Here is a 23,410-nt window from a genome sequence, read left to right on the forward strand (position 1 = left end):
GTGAGCGCGGTCGTCCCCGACCCGGCGGCGACCCCGCCCCAGTCGGCCCGGCTGGTCAACCTGCCCAACGCGCTGACCGTGCTGCGGCTGGCCCTGGTCCCGGTGTTCGCCGTGCTGCTGCTCTCCGACGGCGGCATGGACGACACCCGCCGGGTGTGGGCGACGGTGTTCTTCGCCGCGGCGATCATCACCGACCGCTACGACGGGCTCATCGCGCGCCGGACCGGGCAGGTCACCGAGTTCGGCAAGCTCGCCGACCCGATCGCCGACAAGGCGCTCACCGGCACCGCGCTCATCGGGCTGTCGGTGCTCGGCCTGCTGCCGTGGTGGGTGACGCTGGCCATCCTCGTCCGCGAGCTCGGCGTGACGCTGCTGCGGTTCTGGGTGATCCGGCACGGCGTCATCGCGGCCAGCCGCGGCGGCAAGGCCAAGACCGTGGTGCAGGCGCTGGCCATCGGTCTGTACATCCTGCCGCTGACCGGGCTGCTGGCCACCGCCCGCTGGTGGGTCATGGCCGCGGCCCTCGTGCTCACCCTCGCCACCGGCCTGGACTACGTCTGGCGGGCGCTCGCGCTGCGCCGGACCAGTGCCCGGGCGGCGCGGGCGGCGGCCGCCCGGCGGGCCGCCGGGCCGGCCGGTTCGCGCACCGACACCGCCGCCTGAGGAAGGACCTCCTCGCCCCCCACGCCTCGCTCCGCTCGGCGCGGGCCCCTGCGAGGAGGCCGTTCCAGCACGTCACCTGCTCGGCGCGGGCCCCTGCGAGGAGGCCGTTCCAGCACGTCACCTGCTCGGCGCGGACCCTTGCGAGGAGGCCGTGCCATCCCCTCACCCGGTCGGCGCGGGCCGGGAACGCGCAGGCCCGGCGCGGTGTTACGCCGTGAGCGGACGTGGGCCCGCCGGATCAGTGCCGGACAGGGGGCCCGCGTACCGTGGGCGCACGGCACCCCGGTGCCGCCGCTCTTCACTCCGCCAGACAGGAGACGGCCATGACGTTGCTGCGCACCCAGCTCGGGCAGACCCTGCGTGGTCACCGGCTGCGCCAGCGGCGGACGCTGCGCGACGTCTCCGGTGCCGCCCGGGTCAGCCTCGGGTACCTCTCCGAGGTCGAGCGCGGGCAGAAGGAGGCCTCCTCCGAGCTGCTCGCCTCGATCTGTGACGCCCTCGACGTGGAGCTCGCCGACCTGCTCGCCGAGGTGAGCACCGAGCTGCGCGGCCCGGGCAGCCGCGTCCGTCCGCTGGCCCCCGCCGGCACCCCGGCCGCCGAGGCGGCTCCTGCCGAGCAGGAGCCGGCCGAGGCGGCGCCGGTCCCGGCCGCCGAGCCGGAGCCCGCCCTCGCCCTGGTCGGCGCCACGCGGGCGGCCCACCGCGCCGGTGGCGCCGTCGCCCTCGCCGCCTGACCCGCGTGCCTGGCCCGCGTCCGGGCCGGGCACGTGGGAGGGTGGTCGGCGACCGCCCGGGCCCGGGCGGTCGGCCGCTGGGGGCCACCACGGGAGGTCGCGGTGCGATACCTCTTCCGTCCACCGGGGACCGACGGCGCGGAGCTGCTGACGCTGCCGTGGCACCAACCGCTCGAGGAGTGGGACCCCGACCTGCTGCTCGAGGTGCCCCAGCGCGGCATCTCCCGGCACGTCGTCCGCTTCGTCGCCGCCCAGGGCAGGGTCTTCGCGCTCAAGGAGATCGGCGAGCACCTGGCCCGGCACGAGTACGACCTGCTCGGTGACTTCGAGGAGGAGGGCCTGCCGTCGGTCTCGGTCCTCGGCATCTGCGTCGACCGCCCGAACGGGCAGGACGCCATCCTCGTCACCCGCTACCTCGAGTACTCGATGTCCTATCGGTACCTCTTCTCCCGGCCCAGCGCCCGCCAGTCGGTGGACCAGCTGATGGACACCCTCGCGGTGCTGCTCGTGCGGCTGCACCTCGCCGGGATCTTCTGGGGCGACTGCTCGCTGTCCAACACCCTCTTCCGGCTCGACGCCGGGGCGCTGGCGGCCTACCTGGTCGACGCCGAGACCGCCGAGCGCCACCCGTCGCTCACCCGCGGCCAGCGCCACTACGACCTCGACCTGGCCCGCGAGCGGGTCGGCGCCGAGCTGCTGGACCTGCAGTACGGGGAGCTGCTGCCCGACGGCGTCGACCCGATCGACGTGGCCGACAGCCTCCCGGTGCGCTACGCGTCGCTGTGGGACGAGGTCACCCACGAGGAGGTCTTCCGCTCCGACGAGCAGCGCTACCGGGTGGCCGAGCGCCTCCAGCGGCTCAACGACCTCGGCTTCGACGTCGGCGAGGTCGAGCTGGTCACCTCCGACGAGGGGGCCCGCCTGCGGGTCGAGACCCGCGTGTCCGCCCCCGGCCAGCACCGCCGGGAGCTGTTCCGGCTCACCGGCCTCGAGGTCCAGGAGAACCAGGCCCGGCGGCTGCTCAACGACCTGCGCTCCTTCCGCGCCTACCTCGAGCAGAAGGCGGGCGGGCCGGTGTCGGAGGCGGTGGCCGGGTCACGCTGGCTCGCCGAGGTCTACCAGCCGGTCGTCGACGCGATCCCGCCGGAGCTGGCCGGGCGCCTGGAGCCGGCCGAGGTCTTCCACGAGGTGCTCGAGCACCGCTGGTTCCTCTCGGAGCAGGCCGGCCGCGACGTCGGCACGACCGAGGCCGCGCGGTCCTACGTGCGCACCGTGCTGCCGTCGATGCCGCCCGAGCTCACGACACCCTCGGTGATCGTCACCCGCCCCTGAGCGGAGTGCCGCGCCGCTGGTCACGACCACGGCACGGCCGGGTTGCGGTCGTCTGTGGCCTGGGCCACGGTATCGACGACGCGGTGATCGTCGGTGTTCGCCGAGACGGAGGCGGTGCGTCTTGTCCATCGCAACAGTCGGAAACGTGGAGCCCGGTGGCGGGCGCACCCCCCGGAGTCGGCGCAGACGGCCACGGCGGGTGCTGGGGAGCGCGGCCGTCGCCGCCGTCGCCGCATCGACGCTGGCCGCCTGCGGCGGCGGTGATGCCGGGAGCACCCCCACCCTCACCTGGTACATCAACCCCGACTCGGGCGGTCAGGCGACCATCGCCGAGCGCTGTACGGAGGAGTCGAACGGGGCCTACCGCATCGAGGTGGCCCAGCTCCCCCGCGACTCGCCCGCCCAGCGGGAGCAGTTGATCCGCCGGCTCGCGGCCAACGACGAGTCGATCGACCTCATGAGCCTGGACGTGGTGTTCCCACCGGAGTTCGCCCAGGCGGGGTTCCTCGCCCCCGTGCCGGAGGACGTCGCGCAGGAGGTCAGCGAGGGCGTGTTCGAGGGTGCACTGGAGTCCGCCACGTGGAACGACGAGCTCGTCGCGGTCCCCTTCTGGTCCAACACCCAGCTCCTCTGGTACCGGAAGTCGGTCGCGGACGCGGCGGGGCTCGACATGAGCCAGCCGGTCACCTGGGACCAGCTGATCGAGGCCGCCGAGGGTCAGGACAAGCTGCTCAGCGCCCAGGGCAGGCGGTCGGAGTCCTTGATGGTGTGGTTCAACGCACTCCTCGAGTCCGCCGGTGGGCAGTACATCGTGGAGAGCGGGGAGAGCCCCGATGACATCGAGTTCGGGCTCGCCACCCCCGAGGCGGACCGCGCCGCCGAGGTGATGGCCGCCGTCGCCAACTCCTCCGCGGTCGGCGCCGGCTTCACCACGGCCAGCGAGGACACCAGCGCGAGCGAGTTCGAGAGCGACGACGCCGGCTTCATGGTGAACTGGCCGTTCGTCTACGCCCAGGCGCAGAGCAAGGTCGAGGCCGGCACCCTGGACGCGTCCGTGCCCGAGGACTACGGCTGGGCGCTGTACCCCGCCGTCGACGAGGGCACCCCGAGTGCACCTCCCCTCGGCGGGATCGACATCGCCGTGTCGGCGTTCAGCCGGAACGTCGACCTCGCCTACGAGGCGGTGACCTGCATCGTGCAGGACGACAACCAGGCCGAGTACATGGTGACCAACGGCAACCCGGCGTCGTCGGTCGCCGTCTACGACGACCCGGAGGTGCAGGAGGCCTACCCCATGGCCGACACCATCCGCGAGTCCCTGGAGCTGGCGGCGTCCCGCCCGCTGACGGCCTACTACAGCGAGGTCCTCGGGTGCTTCCTGCGGGAGTTCCACCCGCCGGGCTCGGTCAACGACCAGACCGGTGAGCGCACGGAGACGCTCACCCGGGCCGTCCTGTCAGGAGAGCAGCTGCTATGACCCAGACGACGCTCCCACCCACGGAGAAGACCCAGCCGGTCTCCTCCCCGCGCGGGTCGATCAGCGACCGGTCCCGGGCCGAGCGCAAGCTCGGCTGGCTGCTCGCCGGCCCGGCCTTCGTGGTCATGCTGCTGGTGACCGCCTACCCGATCGTTCAGGCGGTCTACTACTCGCTGTTCAACTACCGGCTCACCGACCCGGAGAACCGGTCCTTCGAGGGCCTCGGCAACTACTGGGTGATCCTCACCGACGGCGTGTGGTGGCAGGCCATCCTCGTCACCCTGATCATCACGGTGGTCACGGTGGCCGTCGAGCTGGTGCTCGGGTTCGCCCTGGCCCTGGTGATGGCCAAGGCGCTCTCGTCGATCCGCCCGGTGGTCCGGGCCGCCATCCTGATCCCCTACGCGGTGATCACGGTCGTGTCGGCCTACGCCTGGGCGTTCGCCTTCCGCATCAACACCGGCTTCGTCAACAGCTGGTTCGCCTGGCTGCCGGGCGTCAGCGAGACCACCGACTGGTTCGGTGGTCAGGCCTCCTCGCTCTTCGTGATCTGCCTGGCCGAGATCTGGAAGACGACCCCGTTCATCTCCCTGCTGCTGCTGGCGGGCCTGGCCCAGGTACCCGACGTGCTGCAGGAGGCGGCCAAGGTCGACGGTGCCACCTGGTGGCAGCGGATGTGGCGGGTCACCATCCCCAACATGAAGGCCGCCATCATGGTGGCACTGCTGTTCCGGACCCTCGACGCGTTCCGGATCTTCGACAGCATCTTCATCATGACCGCGGGTGCGAACAACACCGAGTCGGTCTCGTTCCTCGCCTACCGGCAGACGATCTCCCGGGTGGAGATCGGGCTGGGTTCGGCGGTCTCGGTGCTGCTGTTCCTCGCGGTCGTGCTCATCGCGTTCATTTTCATCAAGGGCTTCAAGGTCGACCTGGCCCAGGCACGAGGGGAGCGGTGATGTCGACCAAGGAGAAGACCTGGTGGTGGGTCGGCGGGGCCCTGATCATCCTCTACTGCCTGTTCCCGATCGCATGGGTCGTCTCGCTGTCGTTCAAGACGACGGCGGACCTGGCGAACAAGTCGTTCCTGCCGTCGGCCTGGACCTGGGAGAACTACTCGACGATCCTCACCGGCTCGGCGAGTGACCTGTTCCTGCCGGCGCTGCGCAACAGCTTCGGGATCTGCCTGATCGCGACGTTCATCTCGTGCCTCCTCTCGATGTTTGCCGCCTACGCGATCGCCCGGCTGGACTTCCCGGGCAAGAAGCTGATCCTGGGCACCGCGCTCGGGGTGGCGATCTTCCCGGTCATCTCGATCGTCACGCCGCTGTTCAACCTGTGGCGGCAGATCGGGCTCTACGACACCTGGCCCGGGCTGATCATCCCCTACCTGTCGCTGACGCTGCCCATCTCCATCTGGACGATGTCGGCGTTCTTCCGGGAGATCCCCTGGGAGATGGAGCAGGCCGCGCAGGTCGACGGCGCGACGACGTGGCAGGCCTTCCGCAAGGTGATCGTCCCGCTGGCAGCGCCCGGCGTCTTCACCACGGCGATCATCGCGTTCTTCATCGCCTGGAACGACTTCGCGTACGGCATCTCGCTGACGTCGACCAGCCGCGCGCGCCCCGTCCCCGCCGCGCTCGGTCTCTTCTCCGGGGCCTCCCAGTTCCAGGACCCGACCGGGGCCATCGCCGCGGCAGCGGTGATCGTCACCATCCCCGTCGTCGTCCTGGTCCTGCTGTTCCAGCGGCGCATCGTCGCCGGTCTCACCAACGGCGCGGTCAAGGGCTGACCCGGCCGTGCCCACCATCCCGCCGACCCACCGAGGGGACGAGATCTGATGGCCTCCATCGAGATGAAGCACATCGTCAAGCAGTACGGGGACGGCTACCCGGCCGTGAACGACGTCAGCCTGGACATCGCCGACGGGGAGTTCATGATCCTGGTCGGTCCGTCCGGCTGCGGGAAGTCCACCCTGCTGCGGATGATCGTCGGACTCGAGGACATCACCAGCGGCGACATGATCATCGGCGGCAAGCGCGTCAACGACCTGGCGCCCCGCGACCGCAACCTGTCGATGGTGTTCCAGAACTACGCCCTGTACCCGCACATGACGGTGTTCGAGAACATCGCCTTCCCGCTGCGGCTGTCCAAGACCCCCGACGACGAGGTGCGCCGCCGCGTCACCGAGGCCTCCGACGTCCTCGAGCTCAAGGAGCACCTCGAGCGCAAGCCGGCCAACCTCTCCGGTGGCCAGCGGCAGCGCGTCGCCATGGGCCGCGCGATCGTGCGCCAGGCCGAGGCGTTCCTCTTCGACGAGCCGCTGTCGAACCTCGACGCCAAGCTGCGTGGCCAGATGCGCACCGAGATCAGCCGGCTGCAGCGCCGGCTGGGCATCACCACGGTGTACGTCACCCACGACCAGACCGAGGCGATGACCCTCGGCGACCGGGTCTGCGTGCTGCGCAAGGGCAAGATCCAGCAGGTCGCCTCGCCGCGGGAGCTCTACGAGCAGCCGGTGAACCTCTTCGTCGCCGGGTTCATCGGCTCGCCGCCGATGAACTTCCTGCCGGCGACGTTGGACGGCAACCAGCTGCAGACGCCGTTCGGCCCGATCGCCCTCGACGAGCGGCAGGTGGCCGCGGTCCAGGGGCGGGACCTGCTGCTGGTCGGGATCCGGCCGGAGTACTTCGAGGACGCCACCATCGTCGACGAGGCCAAGCGGCCCTACGGCTCGGTCTTCCGTGCCCGGGTCGACGTCACCGAGTGGCTGGGCGACTCGCAGTACGCCTACATCCCCTACGAGGCGCCCGAGGCGATCACCGCGCAGCTGCGTGACCTGTCCCGCGAGCTGGACTCCGAGGAACTGCGCACCCAGGCGATCGTGTCCATCGACTCGACCAGCCGGATCCGCGAGGGCCGGGAGGCCGACTTCTGGCTCGACAGCCGCAAGGTGCACGTCTTCGACCCGCAGACGGGTGAGAACCTCACCCGTGACGCGGAGGCCGGCGCCCGGCTGACGCAGATGGCCACCGAGGACCGGGTCGAGCAGGTGCAGCACGCCCAGGCCACCGGGCAGACCGTCGGCTCCAGTGTCATCTCCGAGTCGCCCGGGTCCACCGGGTCGTCCGGGGCGCACCGATCCGGCGCCGCGTAACCACGCCCTCCGTGGACCACCGCCGTCCCTGGTGGCGGACGGCGGTGGTCTACGAGGTCTACCTGCGCAGCTTCGCCGACGGCACCGGCGACGGGCTGGGGGACGTGCCCGGGCTGCGCAGCCGGCTGCCGTACCTGGCCGACCTCGGCGTCGACGCGCTGTGGGTGACCCCCTGGTACCCGTCGCCGATGGCCGACGGCGGCTACGACGTCGCCGACTACCGCGACGTGGACCCGCGGTTCGGCACGCTCGGCGACGTCGACGCGCTGCTCGCCGACGCGCACGCCCTGGGGCTGCGGCTCGTCGTCGACCTGGTCGCCAACCACACCTCGGCAGAGCACCCGTGGTTCCGGGCCGCGCTGGCGGCCGCGCCGGGCTCCCGGGAGCGGGCGCGCTACTTCTTCCGCGACGGCCGGGCCGGCGGGGAGGAGCCGCCCAACGACTGGATCAGCGCGTTCGGCGGCCCGGCGTGGACGCGGGTGCGCGCGTCCGACGGCCGGCCGGGCCAGTGGTACCTGCACCTGTTCGCGCCCGAGCAGCCCGACCTGGACTGGGACAGCCCGGACGTGCAGGCGGAGTTCGACGGGATCGTGCGCTTCTGGCTCGACCGCGGGGTGGACGGCATCCGCGTGGACGCCGCCCCGGCCATGGCCAAGGTGCCCGACCTGCCCGACGCCGGGCACCCGCCGGGCGCGACGTTCGCCAGCAGCGAGTGGGTGGACAACCCGCACTGGGACGTCGACGCGGTGCACGAGGTCTTCCGGCGGTGGCGCCGCATCGGGGACACCTACGACGGTGAGCGGCTGTTCGTCTCCGAGGCCGTGGTCAACGGCCCCGAGCGGCTGGCCCGCTACGTGCGGCCGGACGAGCTGCACACGACCTTCAACTTCGACTACCTGAAGGCGCCCTGGGAGGCGCGGGCGCTGCGCGCGGTCGTCGAGGGCACCCTGGCCGCGCTGGCCCCGGTCGGTGCACCGGCCACCTGGGTGCTGTCCAGCCACGACGAGACCCGGCACGTCACCCGCTTCGGCCGGGCCGACAGCGGCGCCGCGGTCATGGGCTTCGACGCCGCCGCGCCGGCCGACCTCGCCCTCGGCCTGCGGCGGGCGCGCGCCGCGGCGCTGCTGACCCTGGCCCTGCCGGGCGGGGCCTACCTGTACCAGGGCGAGGAGCTGGGCCTGCCCGAGGTGGAGGACCTGCCCGAGGACGTGCTGCAGGACCCGACGTGGGAGCGGTCGGGGCACACCGCGCGCGGGCGGGACGGCTGCCGGGTGCCGCTGCCGTGGTCGGGGGACCGCCCGCCGTTCGGGTTCGCGCCCGACGGGGTGCGTCCCTGGCTGCCGCAGCCGGAGTCGTGGCGGTCGCTGACCGCGCAGGCGCAGCGTGCGGACCCGTCGTCGACGCTGTCGCTGTACCGGGACGCCCTGCGGCTGCGGCGGGAGCTGCTCGGGGAGGAGCCGCTGACCTGGCTGGACCTCGGCGAGGACGTGCTGGCCTTCGACCGCGGGCCAGCGCTGCGCTGCGTGGTCAACCTGTCCGCCCGGCCGGTCCCGCTGGCGGGCCTGGGGAGGGTGCTGCTCGCCAGCGAGGGAGCCGCCGGGGACCTGCCGCCGGACACCGCGGCCTGGCTGGCGCCCTGACCGGTCCTGGCGGCGCGCTACCCCTTCGCGGCGGCGAGCTCCGCGGCCGTCGGCGGGTCGGCGCCCACCCGGGTGCAGTTGAGGGCGGCGACGAGCGCGGCGTCGTCCACCACGGCCAGCAGGTCGTCGTCGGAGAGGCCCTCGAGCGCTCCGCGGCCGGTCACGCCGGCCCCGAGCAGCCCGACGAACAGGCCGGCGGCCAGCGAGTCGCCGGCCCCCACGGTGTCGACCACGGTGACCGGCGGCGGGGAGCGGTGCAGCAGCGGGCGCCCGGGCCGGGCGATCCGCAGCGGCGCCCCGCCGTCGGTGAGCAGCACCAGCGCCGGTCCGCGGGCCGCCCACCGCTGCGCGGCGTCGTCGAGGTCGGCGGTGTCCGGCTCGAGCCAGGCGAGGTCCTCGGCGCTGACCTTGACCACGTCGGCGACGGCGACCAGCCGGTCCAGCCGCGCCCGGACCGCGTCGCGGTCGTTGCCCAGCGCCGCGCCGACCGGGCCGCCGGCCAGCATCGGGCGCACGTTCGGGTCGACGCTGACCAGGGCGCTCCCGGCCAGGCGCTCGGCCAGCCGGGCGATCGCCTCACAGCCCGGCGGCGTCCACGAGGAGATCGAGCCGACGTGCAGGACCGCCGTCCCTTCCGGCAGGACCGCGGCCAGCTCCTCGTCGGACCACTGCCAGTCGGCCGCGCCGACCACGTGGAAGCCGTAGTCCGGCGAGCCGTCGGGCCCCAGCCCGACGACGGCGACGCTGACCGGCTCCGATGCCGCCACCATCCCGGCGACGTCGACGCCGGAGAGCTCGGCGTGCCGGCGCAGCGCGGGCGCCATCGGGCCGGTGCCCAGGCGGGCGAGCAGCGCCACCCGGGTGCCCAGCCGGCCCGCGGCGACGGCGACGTTGAGCGCGTTGCCGCCGGGGCGGGCCACGTAGTGCGGCGCGGTGCCCTCGGGGCCGGCGTCGGCGCCGGGGACCGGCAGCAGGTCGACGACGAGCTCGCCCAGCACGGTGAGGGTGGGCGGGACGGGGGCGTCGCGGTCCATCGCCCGACCATAGGGCCCGGCCGGCGCGGGCACCCGGGGATCCCCGGAGCGGAGGACGGGGGAGGTCCCTGCTGGGCCGGGTGCGGCTTCTCCTGGGACGATGACGGGGAGGACCGCCGCGGGCCGCGGCGGTCCACAGCAGCCACGAGGCGGCGCCGGAGCGCGCCGGACCAGGAGGAGCTCGACATGCCCAACCCGCTCGTCAAGCTGTGGCGGTACCTGACGGCGTCGGCCAACGCGCAGATCGACCAGCGCGCCGACCCGAAGATCCAGATCGCCCAGGCGATCGAGGCCGAGCAGCAGCGGCACCAGGCGCTGGCCAACCAGGCCGCCGCCGTCCTGGGCAACCAGCGGCAGCTGGAGATGCGGCTCAACCGCCAGCTCGGCGAGGTCGAGAAGCTGCAGGCCTCGGCCCGCCAGGCGCTGGTCCTGGCCGACCAGTCCCGCGGCAAGGGGGACGGGGCCAAGGCCGCCGAGTACGAGAACGCGGCGCAGGCCTTCGCCACCCAGCTCGTCGCCGCCGAGCAGGCGATGGAGGACCTCAAGCGCAGCCACGACGAGGCGCTGCAGGCCGCCGAGCAGGCGCGCGGCGCGGTCGAGCAGAGCCGGATGCGGCTGCAGACGACGCTGGCCGAGCGCACCAAGCTGATGAGCCAGCTCGAGCAGGCACGGATGCAGGAGCACGTGGCCGCCTCCATGCGGCAGGTCAACGAGCTCTCTGCGCCGGGGAACACGCCGAGCCTGGCCGAGGTGCGGGACAAGATCGAGGCCCGCTACGCCAACGCGCTCGGCCAGGCCGAGCTGGCGCAGACCTCCGTCGAGGGCCGCATGCTCGAGGTGCAGAAGGCCACCCTCGACGTCGCCGGCGCCTCCCGGCTGGAGCAGATCCGGGCCGGCATGGGCGGGGGCGGCACCGGACCGCAGGCGGTCGAGGGCGGCACGGGTGCGGCCGGGGCGATCGGCCCGGGATCGCCGGCGCCGTCGTTCGAGAAGACCGAGCAGCCGGCGCAGCGCCCCGAGAACGCCTGAGTAAGGACCCTCCTGCCCCCCACCGCTCGCAGGCTCGCGGCGGGACCCTGCAGGAGGGCCGTTCCAGCTCGTCACCGGTGGGCCCGGTCACCGCGAGGTGGCCGGGTCCCGGTGCTAGTGGGCGGTGGCGAAGGGCGGCGGGTGGTCGGGCTCGCCGGTGCGGGCCGCCGGGTCGACCGGGGCGTCGGTGGCCTGGCAGGTCGGGCACCAGTAGGTGATCCGCTCCTGCAGGTCCGGGCCCTGGTCGCCGCGCAGGATCGGGGTGCCGCACCGGTAGCAGGGCCGGTCCTTGCGGCCGTAGACCCAGTGGTCGCGGCCGCGGCGCAGGTCCCCGGTGGTGCTCTGCTCCGGGCGGTCGCGGTTGGCCAGCATCAGCCCGCGGGTGCGCTCGACCAGCCCGGGCAGGTCCTCGACGTCGGCCACCCGCATCCAGGGGTGCACGCCGCAGACGAACAGGCCCTCGACCTTGTAGAGGTTGCCCGGCCCGCACAGGTTGCGCTGGTCGAGGACAGCGACGCCGATCTGCTCGTCGGGGTGCGACCGCAGCCGGCGCACCGCCTCGTCGAGGTCCCAGTCCGGACCGAGGACGTCGGGGCCGAGGTGGCCGACGACGGAGTCCTCGTGCGCGGTGCGGACCATCGTGACGTCGTGCAGCCGGTAACCGACGCAGTCCCACCGGTCGGTCGCGAGGATCGCCCGGATCGAGAAGGCCGGCCCGCCGCGCCAGCGGGCGCCCTTGGCGTAGATGTGCCAGCTGCCGTCCATCCGGTAGTGGGTGCGCAGCGTCCAGCCGTCGCTGAACCGGGTCAGCATGTGCTTGCCGCGGGGCACCACCTCGCTGACGGTGCGGCCCGTCAGGTCGGTCGCGGCCAGCTGCGGCACCCGCAGCTCGCCGCGGCGCAGCGTCTGGCCGGCCAGCGCGGTGTTCATCCGCTTGGCCGCCAGCCAGACGGTGTCTCCCTCGGGCACGCCCTCCAGTGTCCCTGGTGACCAGGCGGTCGGCCCCCTGCAGGGGCCCGCCGCGAGCGTGCGAGCGGTGGGGGCAGGGGGTCCTTCGGCTGCTCAGCGCGAGGGAGGTCACGTGCGCGGCGGGAACGTCGCACACGGTGCGGGCGCTGCAGCACCCGTGCAGCGACGTCCCGACCCGGCCAGCACCACGCCCGCGCACCTGAGCTCTGCCGGCGAGCCGGTGACGGTGACCGTCGCCCGCGACGTGCGGCCCGACCAGCGGGAGGCGTTCGAGCGCTGGGCCGACGACGTCCTGGGGCTGGCCGCGGCCTTTCCCGGCAACCTCGGCGCCAGCGTGCTGCGGCCGGGTCCCGGCTCGACGCGCTACCACCTCGTCTACCGCTTCGCCGACGGCGAGTCGCTGGCCCGCTGGGAGCGCTCGTCGGTCCGGCAGGCCGCCCTGACCCGGGTCGAGAACCTCTCCGACGGCGCCGACTACGCCCGCGTCGCCGGGCTGGACAGCTTCTTCACCGCGCTGACCCCGCCGCGGCCGGGCCCGCGCTGGCGGCTCACGGTGCTCACCATCGCCGCCGTCTTCGCGATCACGCTGGGCTTCTCGCTGCTGGTGGCCCCGCACGTCGCCTCGTGGCCGCTTCCGCTGCGGCTGCTGCTGTCGGCGACGGTCGTCGTCGTGCTGCTCGGCCAGGTGCTCATGCCGCGGCTGACCCGCTGGTTCGGCCCCTGGCTGCGCGGCGGCCGCTGAGCGTCACACCCCGGGCGTAGACCGGGGGCGTGCAGCAGCGGATCCCCGTGCGCGGCCCGTTCGACCTGGCCCAGAGCACCCGCTTCCTCGAGGGCTTCACGCCGGCCCGTCACGTCGGCGCGCCCGACGGCGTGCTGCGCCTGGCCTGCTGGGTCGAGGGCTGCGACACCGCGGTGGGGATCGCCGTGTCCCAGGACGCCGACGGTGTGGTGCACGTGCGCGCCGACACCGACCCGCCCCGGCTGGCCGAGCAGGTCGCGCGGGTCCTGGGCCTCGACGTCGACGGCGGCGGGTGGGCCGGCGTGGCCGCCGCCGACCCCGTGCTCGCGCCGCTGGCGGCCGCGCGGCCCGGCTTCCGCCCGGTGTCGTTCTGGTCGCCGTACGAGGCCGCCTGCTGGGCGGTGCTCTCGCAGCGCACCAGCACCGCGGCGGCCGCGGGCACCAAGGCGCGCGTCGCCGAGCGCTGGGGCACCCGCCACGAGGTGGACGGCGTCGCGGTGGCGGCGTTCCCCACGCCGGCACGGCTGGCGGCCGTGGCCGGCGAGCTGCCGGTGCCGGCGGTCGAGCAGGAGCGGCTGCGGGGGCTGGCCGAGGCGGCGCTCGACGGGCGGCTCGACGGCGGGCGGCTGCGCGCCCTGCCTGCGGAGCAGGCGCTGGCGCAGGTCCGGGAGCTGCCCGGCATCGGCCCGTTCTCCGCCGAGCTGGTGGTGGTGCGCGGCGCCGGCTCCCCTGATGTCTTCCCGTCCGCCGAGCCGCGGCTGCACGAGGAGATGGCCGCCCGCTACGGGCTCGAGGACCCCTCGGCGGCCGCGCTGGCTGCCATCGCCGAGCGGTGGCGGCCCTACCGCAGCTGGGCGGCGGTCCTGCTGCGCGCCGCCCGCGAGCAGCGCGCTGGGTGACGGACCGGAACGGCCACCCTCCAGGAGCCCGCGCCGAGCGTGCGAGGTGCGGGGAGGAGGGTGGTCCTTCGACTAGTCGATCGGGCGGACGCCGCTGGCGCTGGTGCCGCGGGCGCCGGAGGTGCGGGTGAAGGCGACCCGCTGCCCCTCCTCGAGCTCGCGGTAGCCGCCGCTCTCCTCGATCTCGGAGAAGTGCACGAAGACGTCGTCGCCGCCGTCGTCGGGGGTGATGAAGCCGAAGCCCTTGTCGGGGTTGAACCACTGCACGGTGCCCTCGGCGTCCCCGCCGGCGTCCCCGCCCCGCGGGGCGCGGGCCGGGCGCTGGTCGCGGCCGCCCCGGTCGTCGCGCCGGTCGTCCCGGCGGTCGTCCCGGCGGGCGGGCCGGTCGTAGCCACCGCGCCGCGGGGTCGACGGCAGCAGCCGCACCGACTCCGCCTGCAGCCCGCGGTTGCCCTCGACCAGCTCGAACTCGACCCGGTCGCCCTCCTCGAGGTCGCCGCCGCGGGTCACCGCGGAGACGTGCACGAACACGTCCTCCGGCACGATGAAGCCGAAGCCGCGGTCGGCGTCGAAGCGCGCGACCGTGCCCTGGACGACGAGGCCGCGGGGCGCGCGGCCACCGCCGGAGCGGCCCCGGTCGTCCCGGCCCCGGTCGTCCCGGCCCCGGTCGTCACGGAAGCCGCCGCGGTCCCCGCCCCGGTCGTCGCGGCGGGCCCGCGGGGCGCCGCCGGTGGGTCGCACCCGGTCGGCCTGCGGCCCGCGCGGGCCCGCGGTGGCGTCGAACTCCACCGGCTGGCCCTCCTCGAGGGTGCGGAAGCCCCCCGTGTCCTCGATGGCCGAGAAGTGGACGAAGACGTCGTCCCCGCCCTCCTGCGGCTCGATGAACCCGAAGCCCTTGTCCGCGTCGAACCAGCGGACCGTGCCGGCTGCCATACCTGTTCCCTCATCCCTCACGACTGCGACCGTCCACGGTACGCGGACCCCGCGAGGCGCCGGTCAGCCCCGCAGGCGCAGGCCCCGGGGGGTGGCGGCGAAGCCGGCGGCCTGCAGCGCGCCCGACAGCGGGGTGTCCTGGTGCACCGAGGCGCCGTCGGCCTTCTGCACCACCATGCGCCCCAGCGCCCCGGCCGCGACCGCGCCGGACAGCGCGGTGGCCGCCTCCTTCAGCGTCTGCTCGTCCTCGGTGAACGACAGCAGCGACTTCCCGCCGCGCTCGACGTAGAGCACCAGATCCCCGTCGACGAGCACCACCAGCGCCCCGGCCTTGCGCCCGGCGCGGTGCCCGGTGGCCCGCTTCCCGGTGCCGGTGCCGGTGCCGGTGCCGGTGCCCTCGCCGACGTCGCCGGCGACCTGCTCGGCGGACTCCCCGTCGGAGGGGCCGCCGCGATCGGGCCAGGGCAGCGCGGCGCCGTAGACGTTGGCCGGGTCGGTGGCGGCGAGCACCACCGCGCCCTCGGGTGCCCGGTCGGGGGTGGCGAAGGCGCGCAGCCGGTCGACGGCGCCGACGGTGCCGAACTGCGCGGCGCCGAGGGTCTCGACGAAGTAGCCGCGCCGGGCCCGGTTGTTCTCCTCGAACGCCCGCAGCACCGGGTAGACGGCGGAGAACCCGCCGGGCACCTGCTCGGCCACCACCGCGCCGCGGGTGAGCACGCCGTGCCGCTCCAGCAGCGCCTCGGCGCGGGCGGTGGTGCGCCGCGTCGGGTTGGGCTCGCGCTCGGGCAGCCGCGACCAGCGGCCGGCGACCGTGGGCGGCCCGGTGCGGGTGGGCATCGCCGGGCGGCCCAGCCGGGTGCGGCCGTACCGCGTGCGGTCGACCCGGGCCCGCGGCGGCGCCGGGGTGCGCTTGTGCGTGCCGCCGCCGGCCAGCCGGGTGCGCAGCGGCGCCAGGGTGTCGTTGGTCAGCAGCCCGGCCCACACCAGGTCCCAGACGACGTCGGCGAGCGCGGTGTCGTCGGTGGCGCCCACGAGGTCGGACAGCCCGCGGAAGAACACCGCCTGCCCGGCCGACAGCTGCTCCAGGACGGCGAAGCCGACGCCACCCTCCTCCGGCAGCTCGACCGGGTCGGGCAGCAGCAGCGGCGCGACGTCGGCGGGCACCAGGCTCACCCAGCCGTCGCCGCCGGGCAGCCTCCCGGCCCCGGCCCAGAGCACCTCACCGGCACTGGTGAGCTCGTCGAGCATCGCGGGGGAGTAGTCGCGGACCCTGCTCGGGAGCACCAGCGTCTCCAGCGCGCTCGCGGGCACCAGCGCCCCGGCGAGCTGCTCGACCACGGCCAGGACGCCGTCGACGCCGCGCATCCGGCTGCCCACCGACTGCCAGGAGGGGGTGAAGCGGGCCAGGGTGCCGATCGGCACCGGCTCGACCTCCTGGCGCAGCTTCGCCAGGCTGCGGCGGCGCACCGAGCGCAGCACCTCGGCGTCGCACCACTCCTGGCCGCTGCCGCCGGGGCGGAACTCCCCGGTGACCAGCCGGCCGGTGCCCACCAGCCGCTGCAGCGTGGCGGTGACGACGGCGACGCCGAGGCCGAGCCGGGCGGCCACCTCGGCCGGCTGGAACGGGCCGTGGGTGCGGGCGTAGCGGCCGACCAGGTCGCCCAGCGGGTCGGCGACCGGCTCGGTGAACGCCTCCGGGACCCCGACGGGCAGCGCGGTGCCCAGCGCGTCGCGCAGCCGCCCGGCGTCCTCGATGGCGACGTGGCGTTCCTCGCCGGCGATCCGCACGACGATCGCCCGGCGGGAGGCGACCAGCTCCTCCAGCCACGCCGCGGGCACGCCGCGCAGCGCCGCCTCGGCCGGGGTGAGGTCACCGAGCAGGCGCAGCAGGTCGGCGGCGCCGTCGACGTCGCGGGGGTGGCGCTCGGCCGGCAGCCGCTGCAGCTCCCGCTCGACCTCGGTCAGCGCCTCGGCGTCGAGCAGCTCGCGCAGCTCCGAGCGGCCGAGCAGCTCGGCGAGCAGGCCGGTGTCGAGCGCCAGCGCCTGCGCGCGCCGCTCGGCCAGCGGGGCGTCGCCCTCGTAGAGGAACTGCCCGACGTAGCCGAACAGCAGCGACTGGGCGAACGGCGAGGCGGACTGGGTCTGCACGTCGACCACCCGCACGCGGCGGGAGCGGACGTCGCGCATCAGCTCGACCAGGCCGGGCACGTCGTAGACGTCCTGCAGCACCTCGCGGGCGGCCTCGAGCGTGATGGGGAAGGAGGAGAACTCGCTGGCGACGCTGAGCAGCTGCGCCGCGCGCTGGCGCTGCTGCCACAGCGGGGTGCGGCGGCGCGGGTCGCGGCGGGGGAGCAGCAGCGCCCGGGCGGCGCACTCGCGGAACCGGCTGGCGAACAGCGCCGAGCTGCCGACCTCCGCGGTCACCTCGCGCTCGACGTCGTCGGGGTCGAGGACGGCGAGGTCGGCCTCCGGCGGCTCGCCGGTGGTGTCGGGCAGCCGCAGCACGATGCCGTCGTCGGAGTGCATGGAGGCGACGTCGACGCCGTAGCGCTCCCGCAGCCGCGCGGCGAGCACCAGCGCCCACGGGGCGTTGACCTGCGCGCCGAAGGGCGAGTGCACGACCAGCCGCCAGTCGCCGAGCTCGTCGCGGAACCGCTCGACCAGCAGCGTGCGGTCGTCGGGCAGGTGGCCGGTGGCCGCCTTCTGCTCGGCGAGGTAGGCCAGCAGGTTGGCCGCGCCCCAGTCGTCGAGCCCGGCGGCCTGCGCCCGCTCGCGGCCCCGCTCGGGTGTGGCCGAGCCGACCTCGCGGAGGAAGGCGCCCAGCGCCCGGCCCAGCTCCAGCGGCCGGCCGGGGGCGTCGCCGTGCCAGAACGGCATCTTCCCGGGCTGGCCGGGGGCGGGGGAGACCAGCACCCGGTCGTGGGTGATCTCCTCGATCCGCCACGACGAGGAGCCGAGCAGGAAGACGTCGCCGACCCGCGACTCGTAGACCATCTCCTCGTCGAGCTCGCCGACGCGGCGCCCGCCGGACCCCTCGCCGCCGACGAGGAAGACGCCGAACAGCCCGCGGTCGGGGATGGTGCCGCCGCTGGTGACCGCCAGCCGCTGCGCGCCGCCGCGCGCGGTGAGGGTGTCGGTGACCCGGTCCCAGGTCAGCCGCGGCCGCAGCTCGGCGAACGCGTCGGAGGGGTAGCGCCCGGCGAGCATGTCGAGGACGGCGTGCAGCGCGGAGTCGGGCAGGCCGGAGAAGGGCGCCGACCGGCGCAGCAGCGCGCCGACCTCCTCCACGGTGCGCGGGCCCTCGGAGACGATGGCGACGACCTGCTGGGCGAGCACGTCGAGCGGGTTGCGCAGGTAGCGGATCGACTCGATCGCGCCGGCCTTCATCCGCTCGGCCACCAGGGCGCACTGCACGAGGTCGCCGCGGTACTTGGGGAACAGCACGCCGCGGCTGACCGCGCCGACCTGGTGCCCGGCACGGCCGACCCGCTGCAGGCCGGCCGCCACCGTGGGCGGTGCCTCCACCTGGACGACGAGGTCGACCGCGCCCATGTCGATGCCGAGCTCGAGCGACGACGTCGCCACCACCGCCGGCAGCTGCCCGGACTTCAGCGCCTCCTCGACGACGGCCCGCTGCTCGCGCGACACCGAGCCGTGGTGGGCCGCCGCGACCGGCCGCACCCCCTCGGGCACCCCGCCTCCGGACCCCGCCTGGGCCATGAGCGCGGCGGCGGTGGTGCCCGGCGGCACCGCCTCCCCGGTGGCCCGCTCGTAGGCCATCTCGTTGAGCCGGCTGGTGAGCCGCTCGGCCAGCCGGCGGGAGTTGGCGAACACGATGGTGCTGCGGTGGGCCTCCACCAGGTCGAGCACCCGCTCCTCGACCGCCGGCCAGATCGACGCCCGCGGCTGGTCCCCGGCCGCCGACCCCTCCAGCTCGCCGGTGGGCTGTCCCAGCTGGCTCATGTCCTCGACCGGGACGACGACCGACAGGTCCCACTCCTTGCCCGCCGGCGGCTGCACCACCTGCACCGGCCGGCCCCCGGCCAGGAAGGTGGCGACCTCCTCGATCGGGCGCACCGTCGCCGACAGCCCGATCCGCTGGGCGGGCCGCTCGAGCAGGTCGTCGAGGCGGTCGAGGGAGACCGCGAGGTGCGCGCCGCGCTTGCTGTCGGCGACGGCGTGCACCTCGTCGACGATCACCGTCTCCACCCCGCGCAGCGCCTCGCGCGCCGAGCTGGTCAGCAGCAGGAACAGCGACTCGGGGGTGGTGATGAGGATGTCGGTGGGCCGGCGGGTGAACGCCCGGCGCTCGTCGGCCGGGGTGTCCCCGGAGCGGATGCCGACCGAGATCTCCGGCCGCGGCAGCCCCAGCCGCAGCGCCGCCTGGCCGATGCCGGCCAGCGGCGCGCGCAGGTTGCGCTCGACGTCGACGGCCAGGGCCTTGAGCGGGGAGACGTAGAGGACGCGGCAGCGGCGGCTCTCGTCGGCCGGCGGCGTGCTGGTCAGCCGGTCCAGCGACCACAGGAACGCCGCCAGCGTCTTGCCCGACCCGGTGGGGGCGACGACGAGGGCGTGCCCGCCGCTGCTGATCGCCTCCCAGGCGCCCTCCTGGGCGGCCGTGGGCTCGGCGAAGGCACCGGTGAACCAGGCCTGGGTGGGCGCGGAGAACCGGTCGAGGGCGGGCACGTGTCCAGTGTCCCCGCGGGTACGACAGTCCGCTGGCCTGCGCGGACGCCGTCAGCGGGCGGGGTCGCCCGATCCGGGGGTGGCGTGCGGCACACTGCCGGGCATGCGCACCTCCCTCTACGAGGCCGAGCACGAGGACTTCCGGCAGACCGTCCGCACCTTCCTCGAGAAGGACGTCGCCCCGCACCACGACCGGTGGGAGCGCGACGGGATCGTCCCCCGCGAGGTGTGGCTCGCCGGCGGGGAGCAGGGGCTGCTCGGCATCGACGTCGACGAGCGGTACGGCGGCGGCGGGGTGCGCGACTTCCGCTTCAACGCCGTCCTCGACGAGGAGGTCACCCGCATCGGCGCCAGCGGCCTGGGCTTCGGGCTGCACAACGACGTCGTCGCCCCCTACCTGCGCGACCTGTGCACCGAGGAGCAGGCCGACCGGTGGCTGCCCGGCTTCTGCCGGGGCGAGCTGATCACCGCGATCGCGATGACCGAGCCGGGCACCGGCAGCGACCTGCAGGCCATCCGCACCACCGCGCGCCGCGACGGTGACGGGTGGGTGCTCAACGGCGCCAAGACCTTCATCACCAACGGGATCAACGCCGACCTGGTGATCGTCGTGGCGCGCACCGACCCCGACGCCCCCGGCTCGCGCGGCACCAGCCTGCTCGTCGTCGAGCGGGGGATGCCCGGCTTCAGCCGCGGCCGCAACCTCGAGAAGGTGGGCCTCAAGGCGCAGGACACCGCCGAGCTGTTCTTCGACGAGGTGCGCGTGCCCGCGGAGAACCTGCTCGGCGCGGAGAACCGCGGCTTCGCCCACCTCATGGAGAACCTGCCGCAGGAGCGGCTGTCGATCGCCGTCGGCGCGGTGGCCGCGTGCGAGACGGTGCTCGCGCAGACCCGCGAGTACGTGGGCAGCCGCACCGCGTTCGGCCGGCCGGTGGGCAGCTTCCAGCACAGCCGGTTCGTCCTCGCCGAGCTGCACACCGAGACGACGATCGCGCGCACGTTCGTCGACGAGTGCGTGCGGCAGCTCAACACCGGCGAGCTGACCGCCGTCGACGCGGCCATGGCCAAGTACTGGACCAGCGAGCTGCAGAACAAGGTCGCCGACCGCTGCCTGCAGCTGCACGGCGGCTACGGCTACATGGACGAGTACCCGGTGTCCAAGGCCTGGCGCGACGCCCGCGTGCAGTCGATCTACGGCGGCACCAACGAGATCATGCGCGAGATCATCGGCCGGTCGCTGGGGTTGTGACCGGCCGGTGACCACGCAGGAGGCGAGCCCCGACGTCGGGCGGGTGCAGCGGCGCACCGTCGGCGTGCTGTCCGGCGCGGTGGCGCTCGCCGGGCTCGGGGTCACCGTCGGCATCACCATCGGCGGCCTGCTCGCGCGCGAGGTCGCCGGCAGCGACGCCGCGGCCGGCCTCGGGCAGACCGCCGGCGTGCTGGGCGCCGCGGTGCTCGCCGTCCCGCTGGCCCGGCTGTCCGACCGCGCCGGCCGGCGCGCGGGGCTGGCCGCCGGCTACGCCGTCGCCGTCGGCGGGGCGCTGCTGACCGTGGTCGCCGCCGTCCTGTCGTCGCTGCCGCTGCTGCTCGCCGGCCTGTTCGCCTTCGGCGCCGCGACCGCGTGCGGCCTGCAGGCCCGCTACGCCGCCGCCGACCTGGCCGCGCCCGAGCGGCGCGGCCGCGACCTGTCCCTGGTGGTCTGGGCGACGACGGTGGGCTCGGTGCTCGGCCCCAACCTGGCCGCCCCCGGCGCCGACCTCGGCCGCGCCCTCGGCCTGCCGGCGCTCGGCGGCGGGTTCGCCGTCTCGGCGGTGGTGTTCGTGCTGGTGGCCGCGGCCCTCGTCGCCGGGCTGCGACCCGACCCGCTGCTGCTCTCCCGCCGGCTGCGCGGGCCGGTCGACGCCGTGCCGGCCCGCGGGCGCACGCGGTCGGGCCTGGCCGCGGTGTGGGGCTCGTCCGGGGGCCGGCTGGGACTGGTCGCCGTCGTGGTCTCGCACGCGGTGATGGTCGGCGTCATGGTCATGACGCCGGTGCACATGGGGCACGCCGGCGGCTCCGACGACGCGACGACGCTGCGGCTGGTCGGCCTGGTCATCAGCGTGCACGTGGCCGGCATGTACCTGTTCTCGCCGCTGGTCGGCTGGCTGGCCGACCGGGCGGGGCGGCGGGCGACGGTCGCCGTCGGCGGGGGACTGCTGCTGGCCGCCGTCGCGCTGGCGGGGACGGCACCTCCGGAGGCCACCGGCCGGCTGGGGGCGGGCCTGCTGCTGCTCGGCCTGGGCTGGTCGTGCGGGCTGATCGCGGGCTCGACGCTGGTCACCGAGTCGGTGCCCGCCGACGTCCGGCCGACGGCGCAGGGCGGCACCGACCTGGTCATGGGGCTGGGCGCGGCCGTGGCCGGCGCGGTCGGGGGCCCGCTGCTGGCCGCCGGCGGCTACGGGCTGGTCGCGGGGGTGTCGGCGGCGCTGGTGGTGCCGCTGGCCCTGGTGTGGGCGCGGCGCTGAGCGGTCAACAGCGCGGCTAGCAGCGCGGTCAGCGGCCCCGCAGGTTGCGCCACAGCATCACCAGCGTCACGAGGATGCACAGCGCGATGCCGATCTCCAGGACCGTGTCCCAGGTGGCCGAGCCGGTGGTGGGGAACACACCCCGAGGATAGTCCGTGTATCGTGAAGCCACTTCACGGTGCAGGAGGCTCACGATGACCGACGACGACGTCCGCATCGCCGCCCTCGACCGGCTGCTCGAGGTGTCCCTGCTGCTCGGCCGCGACACGGCGGCGTCACTGGCCGCCTCCGGACTCACCGTCGCGCGGACCACGCTGCTGTGGCGACTGCGCACCGCCGGACCGAGCACCCAGCGCGCGCTGGCCGACGCGCTGGGCGTCAGCGCCCGCAACGTCACCGGCCTCGTCGACGGGCTCGTCGCGGCCGGACTGGTCTCCCGCGAGCCGCACCCCGCGGACCGGCGGGCCACCCTGGTCACCCCCACCGCGCGGGGGCAGGAGCTGCTCGACGAGCTCGGGCGCGGCCAGATCGAGCTGGCCGGCCAGCTGTTCGACGGGCTCCTGCCCGAGCGGCTCGACGGCCTGGTGGCCGCGCTCGACGACGTCCTGGAACGGCTGCGGGTCCTCGTGCCGGGCGCCGTGGCGGGGGAGGAGGACCGGTGAGGGCCCGGGAGCTGCTGCGCCGCGCCGTGGCCTTCGAGCTGGGCACCTGGCGCAGCCTGTGGCGCTGGGTGCGGCGGCGGCCCGACGTGCCGCCCGGTGCGGAGGCCTTCCCGTACGCGTCGGCGGCCGCGCCGGTGCTGTGGACCTTCGTCGTGCTGTCGGCGGTCGAGATCCCGCTGGTCGACTGGCTGCTGCCCTGGCCCTCGCTGCGGATCGCGCTGCTGGTCGTCGGGGTCTACGGGCTGCTGTGGATGGTCGGTCTCCTCGCGTCCATGCGGGTGCACCCGCACGTGGTCGACGGCGAGGGGCTGCGGGTGCGCTCCGGGTCCGCCGTCGACGTCCGGGTGCCGTGGGAGGCCGTCGCCGCGGTGCGGGTGCGCCGGCGCAGCGTCGAGGGCTCCCGCACGGTCGTCGTCGCCGAGGAGGGCGGCCGGCGCGCGGTGTCGGTGACGGTCGTGTCCTCCACCCAGGTCGACGTCGAGCTGCGGACACCGACGGTGCTGCCGCTGGCGCGCACCGGCGGCCGGCCGGTCGACGAGCTGCGCCTGGCCGCCGACGACCCGGCGGCGCTGGTCCGCCGGCTCCGCGCCGGGATCGCCGAGGAGGCCGCCGGGCGGGCCGCCGCCGACGGGGACGCGCGCTAGCGTCGGAGGCGTGCGCCTGCAGGAGTTCTGGTCCCGGCTCGACGAGCAGTTCGGCTCGATGCGGGCCCAGAGCGTGACGCGCGACCACGTCTTCGCCGCGCTCGGCGGCCGGACCGCCCTCGACGCCATCGAGGCCGGGGTGCCGGTGCGGCGCGTCTGGCTGGCGATCTGCGAGGAGTACGACGTCCCGCCCCGGGACCGCTGAGCCGGACGACGGCGCGCCCGCCGTGTGTCGCTCGACTCGAACACCTGTTCGTCCTACAGTGACGGGTGCGTCCACAGGGACGTCGTCCCTCCACAGGTCG

General features: G+C 75.0%; 20 protein-coding genes. 16 read left to right on the forward strand and 4 right to left on the reverse strand.

The genetic code is table 11. From position 1 onward, the window contains the following. The 8 genes from pgsA to ACI8AD_RS14730 all read left to right on the forward strand — a co-directional run bounded on the left by pgsA (position 1) and on the right by ACI8AD_RS14730 (position 9,003). Entirely contained in the window at positions 1-663 is a 663-nt protein-coding gene (pgsA, locus tag ACI8AD_RS14695) for a CDP-diacylglycerol--glycerol-3-phosphate 3-phosphatidyltransferase (protein WP_456871266.1), read from the forward strand. Between the two features lie 323 nt (positions 664-986). Beyond that, positions 987-1,397: a helix-turn-helix domain-containing protein gene (locus ACI8AD_RS14700; protein WP_456871267.1), complete on the forward strand. Its 411-nt coding sequence runs from the start codon at positions 987-989 to the stop codon at positions 1,395-1,397. Between the two features lie 102 nt (positions 1,398-1,499). Next, positions 1,500-2,729 (forward strand): DUF4032 domain-containing protein, encoded by a 1,230-nt coding sequence (locus ACI8AD_RS14705; RefSeq protein WP_456871268.1) that lies wholly within the window; start codon positions 1,500-1,502, stop codon positions 2,727-2,729. A gap of 199 nt (positions 2,730-2,928) precedes the next feature. Next, positions 2,929-4,206: an extracellular solute-binding protein gene (locus ACI8AD_RS14710; protein WP_456871269.1), complete on the forward strand. Its 1,278-nt coding sequence runs from the start codon at positions 2,929-2,931 to the stop codon at positions 4,204-4,206. Continuing rightward, positions 4,203-5,165 carry a carbohydrate ABC transporter permease gene (locus ACI8AD_RS14715; RefSeq protein ID WP_456871270.1) on the forward strand — a complete coding sequence of 321 codons (963 nt, stop codon included), beginning with the start codon at positions 4,203-4,205 and terminating at the stop codon, positions 5,163-5,165. The genes ACI8AD_RS14710 and ACI8AD_RS14715 overlap by 4 nt, the downstream gene beginning before the upstream one ends. After that, a complete protein-coding gene (locus tag ACI8AD_RS14720) occupies positions 5,165-5,998 on the forward strand; it encodes a carbohydrate ABC transporter permease (RefSeq protein WP_456871271.1) in 834 nt (277 codons plus the stop codon). The genes ACI8AD_RS14715 and ACI8AD_RS14720 overlap by 1 nt, the downstream gene beginning before the upstream one ends. A 48-nt stretch (positions 5,999-6,046) precedes the next feature. Continuing rightward, on the forward strand, positions 6,047-7,363 hold the full coding sequence (locus ACI8AD_RS14725; protein WP_456871272.1) for an ABC transporter ATP-binding protein: 1,317 nt from the start codon (positions 6,047-6,049) through the stop codon (positions 7,361-7,363). 11 nt (positions 7,364-7,374) lie between these two features. Beyond that, a complete protein-coding gene (locus tag ACI8AD_RS14730) occupies positions 7,375-9,003 on the forward strand; it encodes a glycoside hydrolase family 13 protein (RefSeq protein ID WP_456871273.1) in 1,629 nt (542 codons plus the stop codon). Between the two features lie 17 nt (positions 9,004-9,020). Here the strand turns inward: ACI8AD_RS14730 and ACI8AD_RS14735 are convergent, their stop codons facing one another. Then, a complete protein-coding gene (locus ACI8AD_RS14735; protein ID WP_456871274.1) occupies positions 9,021-10,037 on the reverse strand; it encodes a PfkB family carbohydrate kinase in 1,017 nt (338 codons plus the stop codon). A 186-nt stretch (positions 10,038-10,223) separates the two neighbouring features. Between ACI8AD_RS14735 and ACI8AD_RS14740 the strand changes: the two genes are divergently transcribed. Beyond that, positions 10,224-11,066, forward strand: a complete 843-nt coding sequence (locus ACI8AD_RS14740) for a PspA/IM30 family protein (protein WP_456871275.1) — start codon at positions 10,224-10,226, stop codon at positions 11,064-11,066. A gap of 114 nt (positions 11,067-11,180) precedes the next feature. Here ACI8AD_RS14740 and ACI8AD_RS14745 read toward each other — a convergent pair whose 3' ends face one another. Next, entirely contained in the window at positions 11,181-12,035 is an 855-nt protein-coding gene (locus tag ACI8AD_RS14745) for a DNA-formamidopyrimidine glycosylase family protein (RefSeq protein ID WP_456871276.1), read from the reverse strand. 157 nt (positions 12,036-12,192) lie between these two features. Between ACI8AD_RS14745 and ACI8AD_RS14750 the strand changes: the two genes are divergently transcribed. Together ACI8AD_RS14750 and ACI8AD_RS14755 are read left to right on the forward strand one after the other, a co-directional pair. Continuing rightward, entirely contained in the window at positions 12,193-12,777 is a 585-nt protein-coding gene (locus ACI8AD_RS14750) for an antibiotic biosynthesis monooxygenase (protein WP_456871277.1), read from the forward strand. Between the two features lie 29 nt (positions 12,778-12,806). After that, positions 12,807-13,676, forward strand: a complete 870-nt coding sequence (locus tag ACI8AD_RS14755; RefSeq protein WP_456871278.1) for a DNA-3-methyladenine glycosylase family protein — start codon at positions 12,807-12,809, stop codon at positions 13,674-13,676. 72 nt (positions 13,677-13,748) lie between these two features. Here the strand turns inward: ACI8AD_RS14755 and ACI8AD_RS14760 are convergent, their stop codons facing one another. Both ACI8AD_RS14760 and ACI8AD_RS14765 read right to left on the reverse strand, forming a co-directional pair. Continuing rightward, entirely contained in the window at positions 13,749-14,609 is an 861-nt protein-coding gene (locus tag ACI8AD_RS14760) for a cold-shock protein (RefSeq protein WP_456871279.1), read from the reverse strand. Positions 14,610-14,672: 63 nt separating this feature from the next. After that, positions 14,673-19,295 (reverse strand): ATP-dependent helicase, encoded by a 4,623-nt coding sequence (locus ACI8AD_RS14765; protein ID WP_456871280.1) that lies wholly within the window; start codon positions 19,293-19,295, stop codon positions 14,673-14,675. Positions 19,296-19,398: 103 nt separating this feature from the next. Between ACI8AD_RS14765 and ACI8AD_RS14770 the strand changes: the two genes are divergently transcribed. The 5 genes from ACI8AD_RS14770 to ACI8AD_RS14790 all read left to right on the forward strand — a co-directional run bounded on the left by ACI8AD_RS14770 (position 19,399) and on the right by ACI8AD_RS14790 (position 23,310). Next, the gene (locus ACI8AD_RS14770; protein ID WP_456871281.1) at positions 19,399-20,544 is read left to right on the forward strand and encodes an acyl-CoA dehydrogenase family protein; all 1,146 of its coding nucleotides are present in this window, start codon (positions 19,399-19,401) and stop codon (positions 20,542-20,544) included. 7 nt (positions 20,545-20,551) lie between these two features. Next, on the forward strand, positions 20,552-21,799 hold the full coding sequence (locus ACI8AD_RS14775; RefSeq protein WP_456871282.1) for an MFS transporter: 1,248 nt from the start codon (positions 20,552-20,554) through the stop codon (positions 21,797-21,799). A gap of 194 nt (positions 21,800-21,993) precedes the next feature. Beyond that, positions 21,994-22,461, forward strand: a complete 468-nt coding sequence (locus tag ACI8AD_RS14780) for a MarR family winged helix-turn-helix transcriptional regulator (RefSeq protein WP_456871283.1) — start codon at positions 21,994-21,996, stop codon at positions 22,459-22,461. Beyond that, the gene (locus ACI8AD_RS14785) at positions 22,458-23,105 is read left to right on the forward strand and encodes a hypothetical protein (protein WP_456871284.1); all 648 of its coding nucleotides are present in this window, start codon (positions 22,458-22,460) and stop codon (positions 23,103-23,105) included. The genes ACI8AD_RS14780 and ACI8AD_RS14785 overlap by 4 nt, the downstream gene beginning before the upstream one ends. A gap of 10 nt (positions 23,106-23,115) precedes the next feature. After that, positions 23,116-23,310: a DUF3046 domain-containing protein gene (locus tag ACI8AD_RS14790; protein WP_456871285.1), complete on the forward strand. Its 195-nt coding sequence runs from the start codon at positions 23,116-23,118 to the stop codon at positions 23,308-23,310. The last annotated feature ends 100 nt before the right edge of the window (positions 23,311-23,410 follow it).

The organism is Geodermatophilus sp. SYSU D00766 (assembly GCF_054049915.1).

Coding starts and splice junctions, on each gene's coding strand:
- ACI8AD_RS14700 (WP_456871267.1), top strand. CDS start 987: ATGACGTTGCTGCGCACCCAGCTCGGGCAGACCCTGCGTGGTCACCGG.
- ACI8AD_RS14715 (WP_456871270.1), top strand. CDS start 4,203: ATGACCCAGACGACGCTCCCACCCACGGAGAAGACCCAGCCGGTCTCC.
- ACI8AD_RS14720 (WP_456871271.1), top strand. CDS start 5,165: ATGTCGACCAAGGAGAAGACCTGGTGGTGGGTCGGCGGGGCCCTGATC.
- ACI8AD_RS14725 (WP_456871272.1), top strand. CDS start 6,047: ATGGCCTCCATCGAGATGAAGCACATCGTCAAGCAGTACGGGGACGGC.
- ACI8AD_RS14735 (WP_456871274.1), bottom strand. CDS start 10,037: ATGGACCGCGACGCCCCCGTCCCGCCCACCCTCACCGTGCTGGGCGAG.
- ACI8AD_RS14740 (WP_456871275.1), top strand. CDS start 10,224: ATGCCCAACCCGCTCGTCAAGCTGTGGCGGTACCTGACGGCGTCGGCC.
- ACI8AD_RS14760 (WP_456871279.1), bottom strand. CDS start 14,609: ATGGCAGCCGGCACGGTCCGCTGGTTCGACGCGGACAAGGGCTTCGGG.
- ACI8AD_RS14770 (WP_456871281.1), top strand. CDS start 19,399: ATGCGCACCTCCCTCTACGAGGCCGAGCACGAGGACTTCCGGCAGACC.
- ACI8AD_RS14780 (WP_456871283.1), top strand. CDS start 21,994: ATGACCGACGACGACGTCCGCATCGCCGCCCTCGACCGGCTGCTCGAG.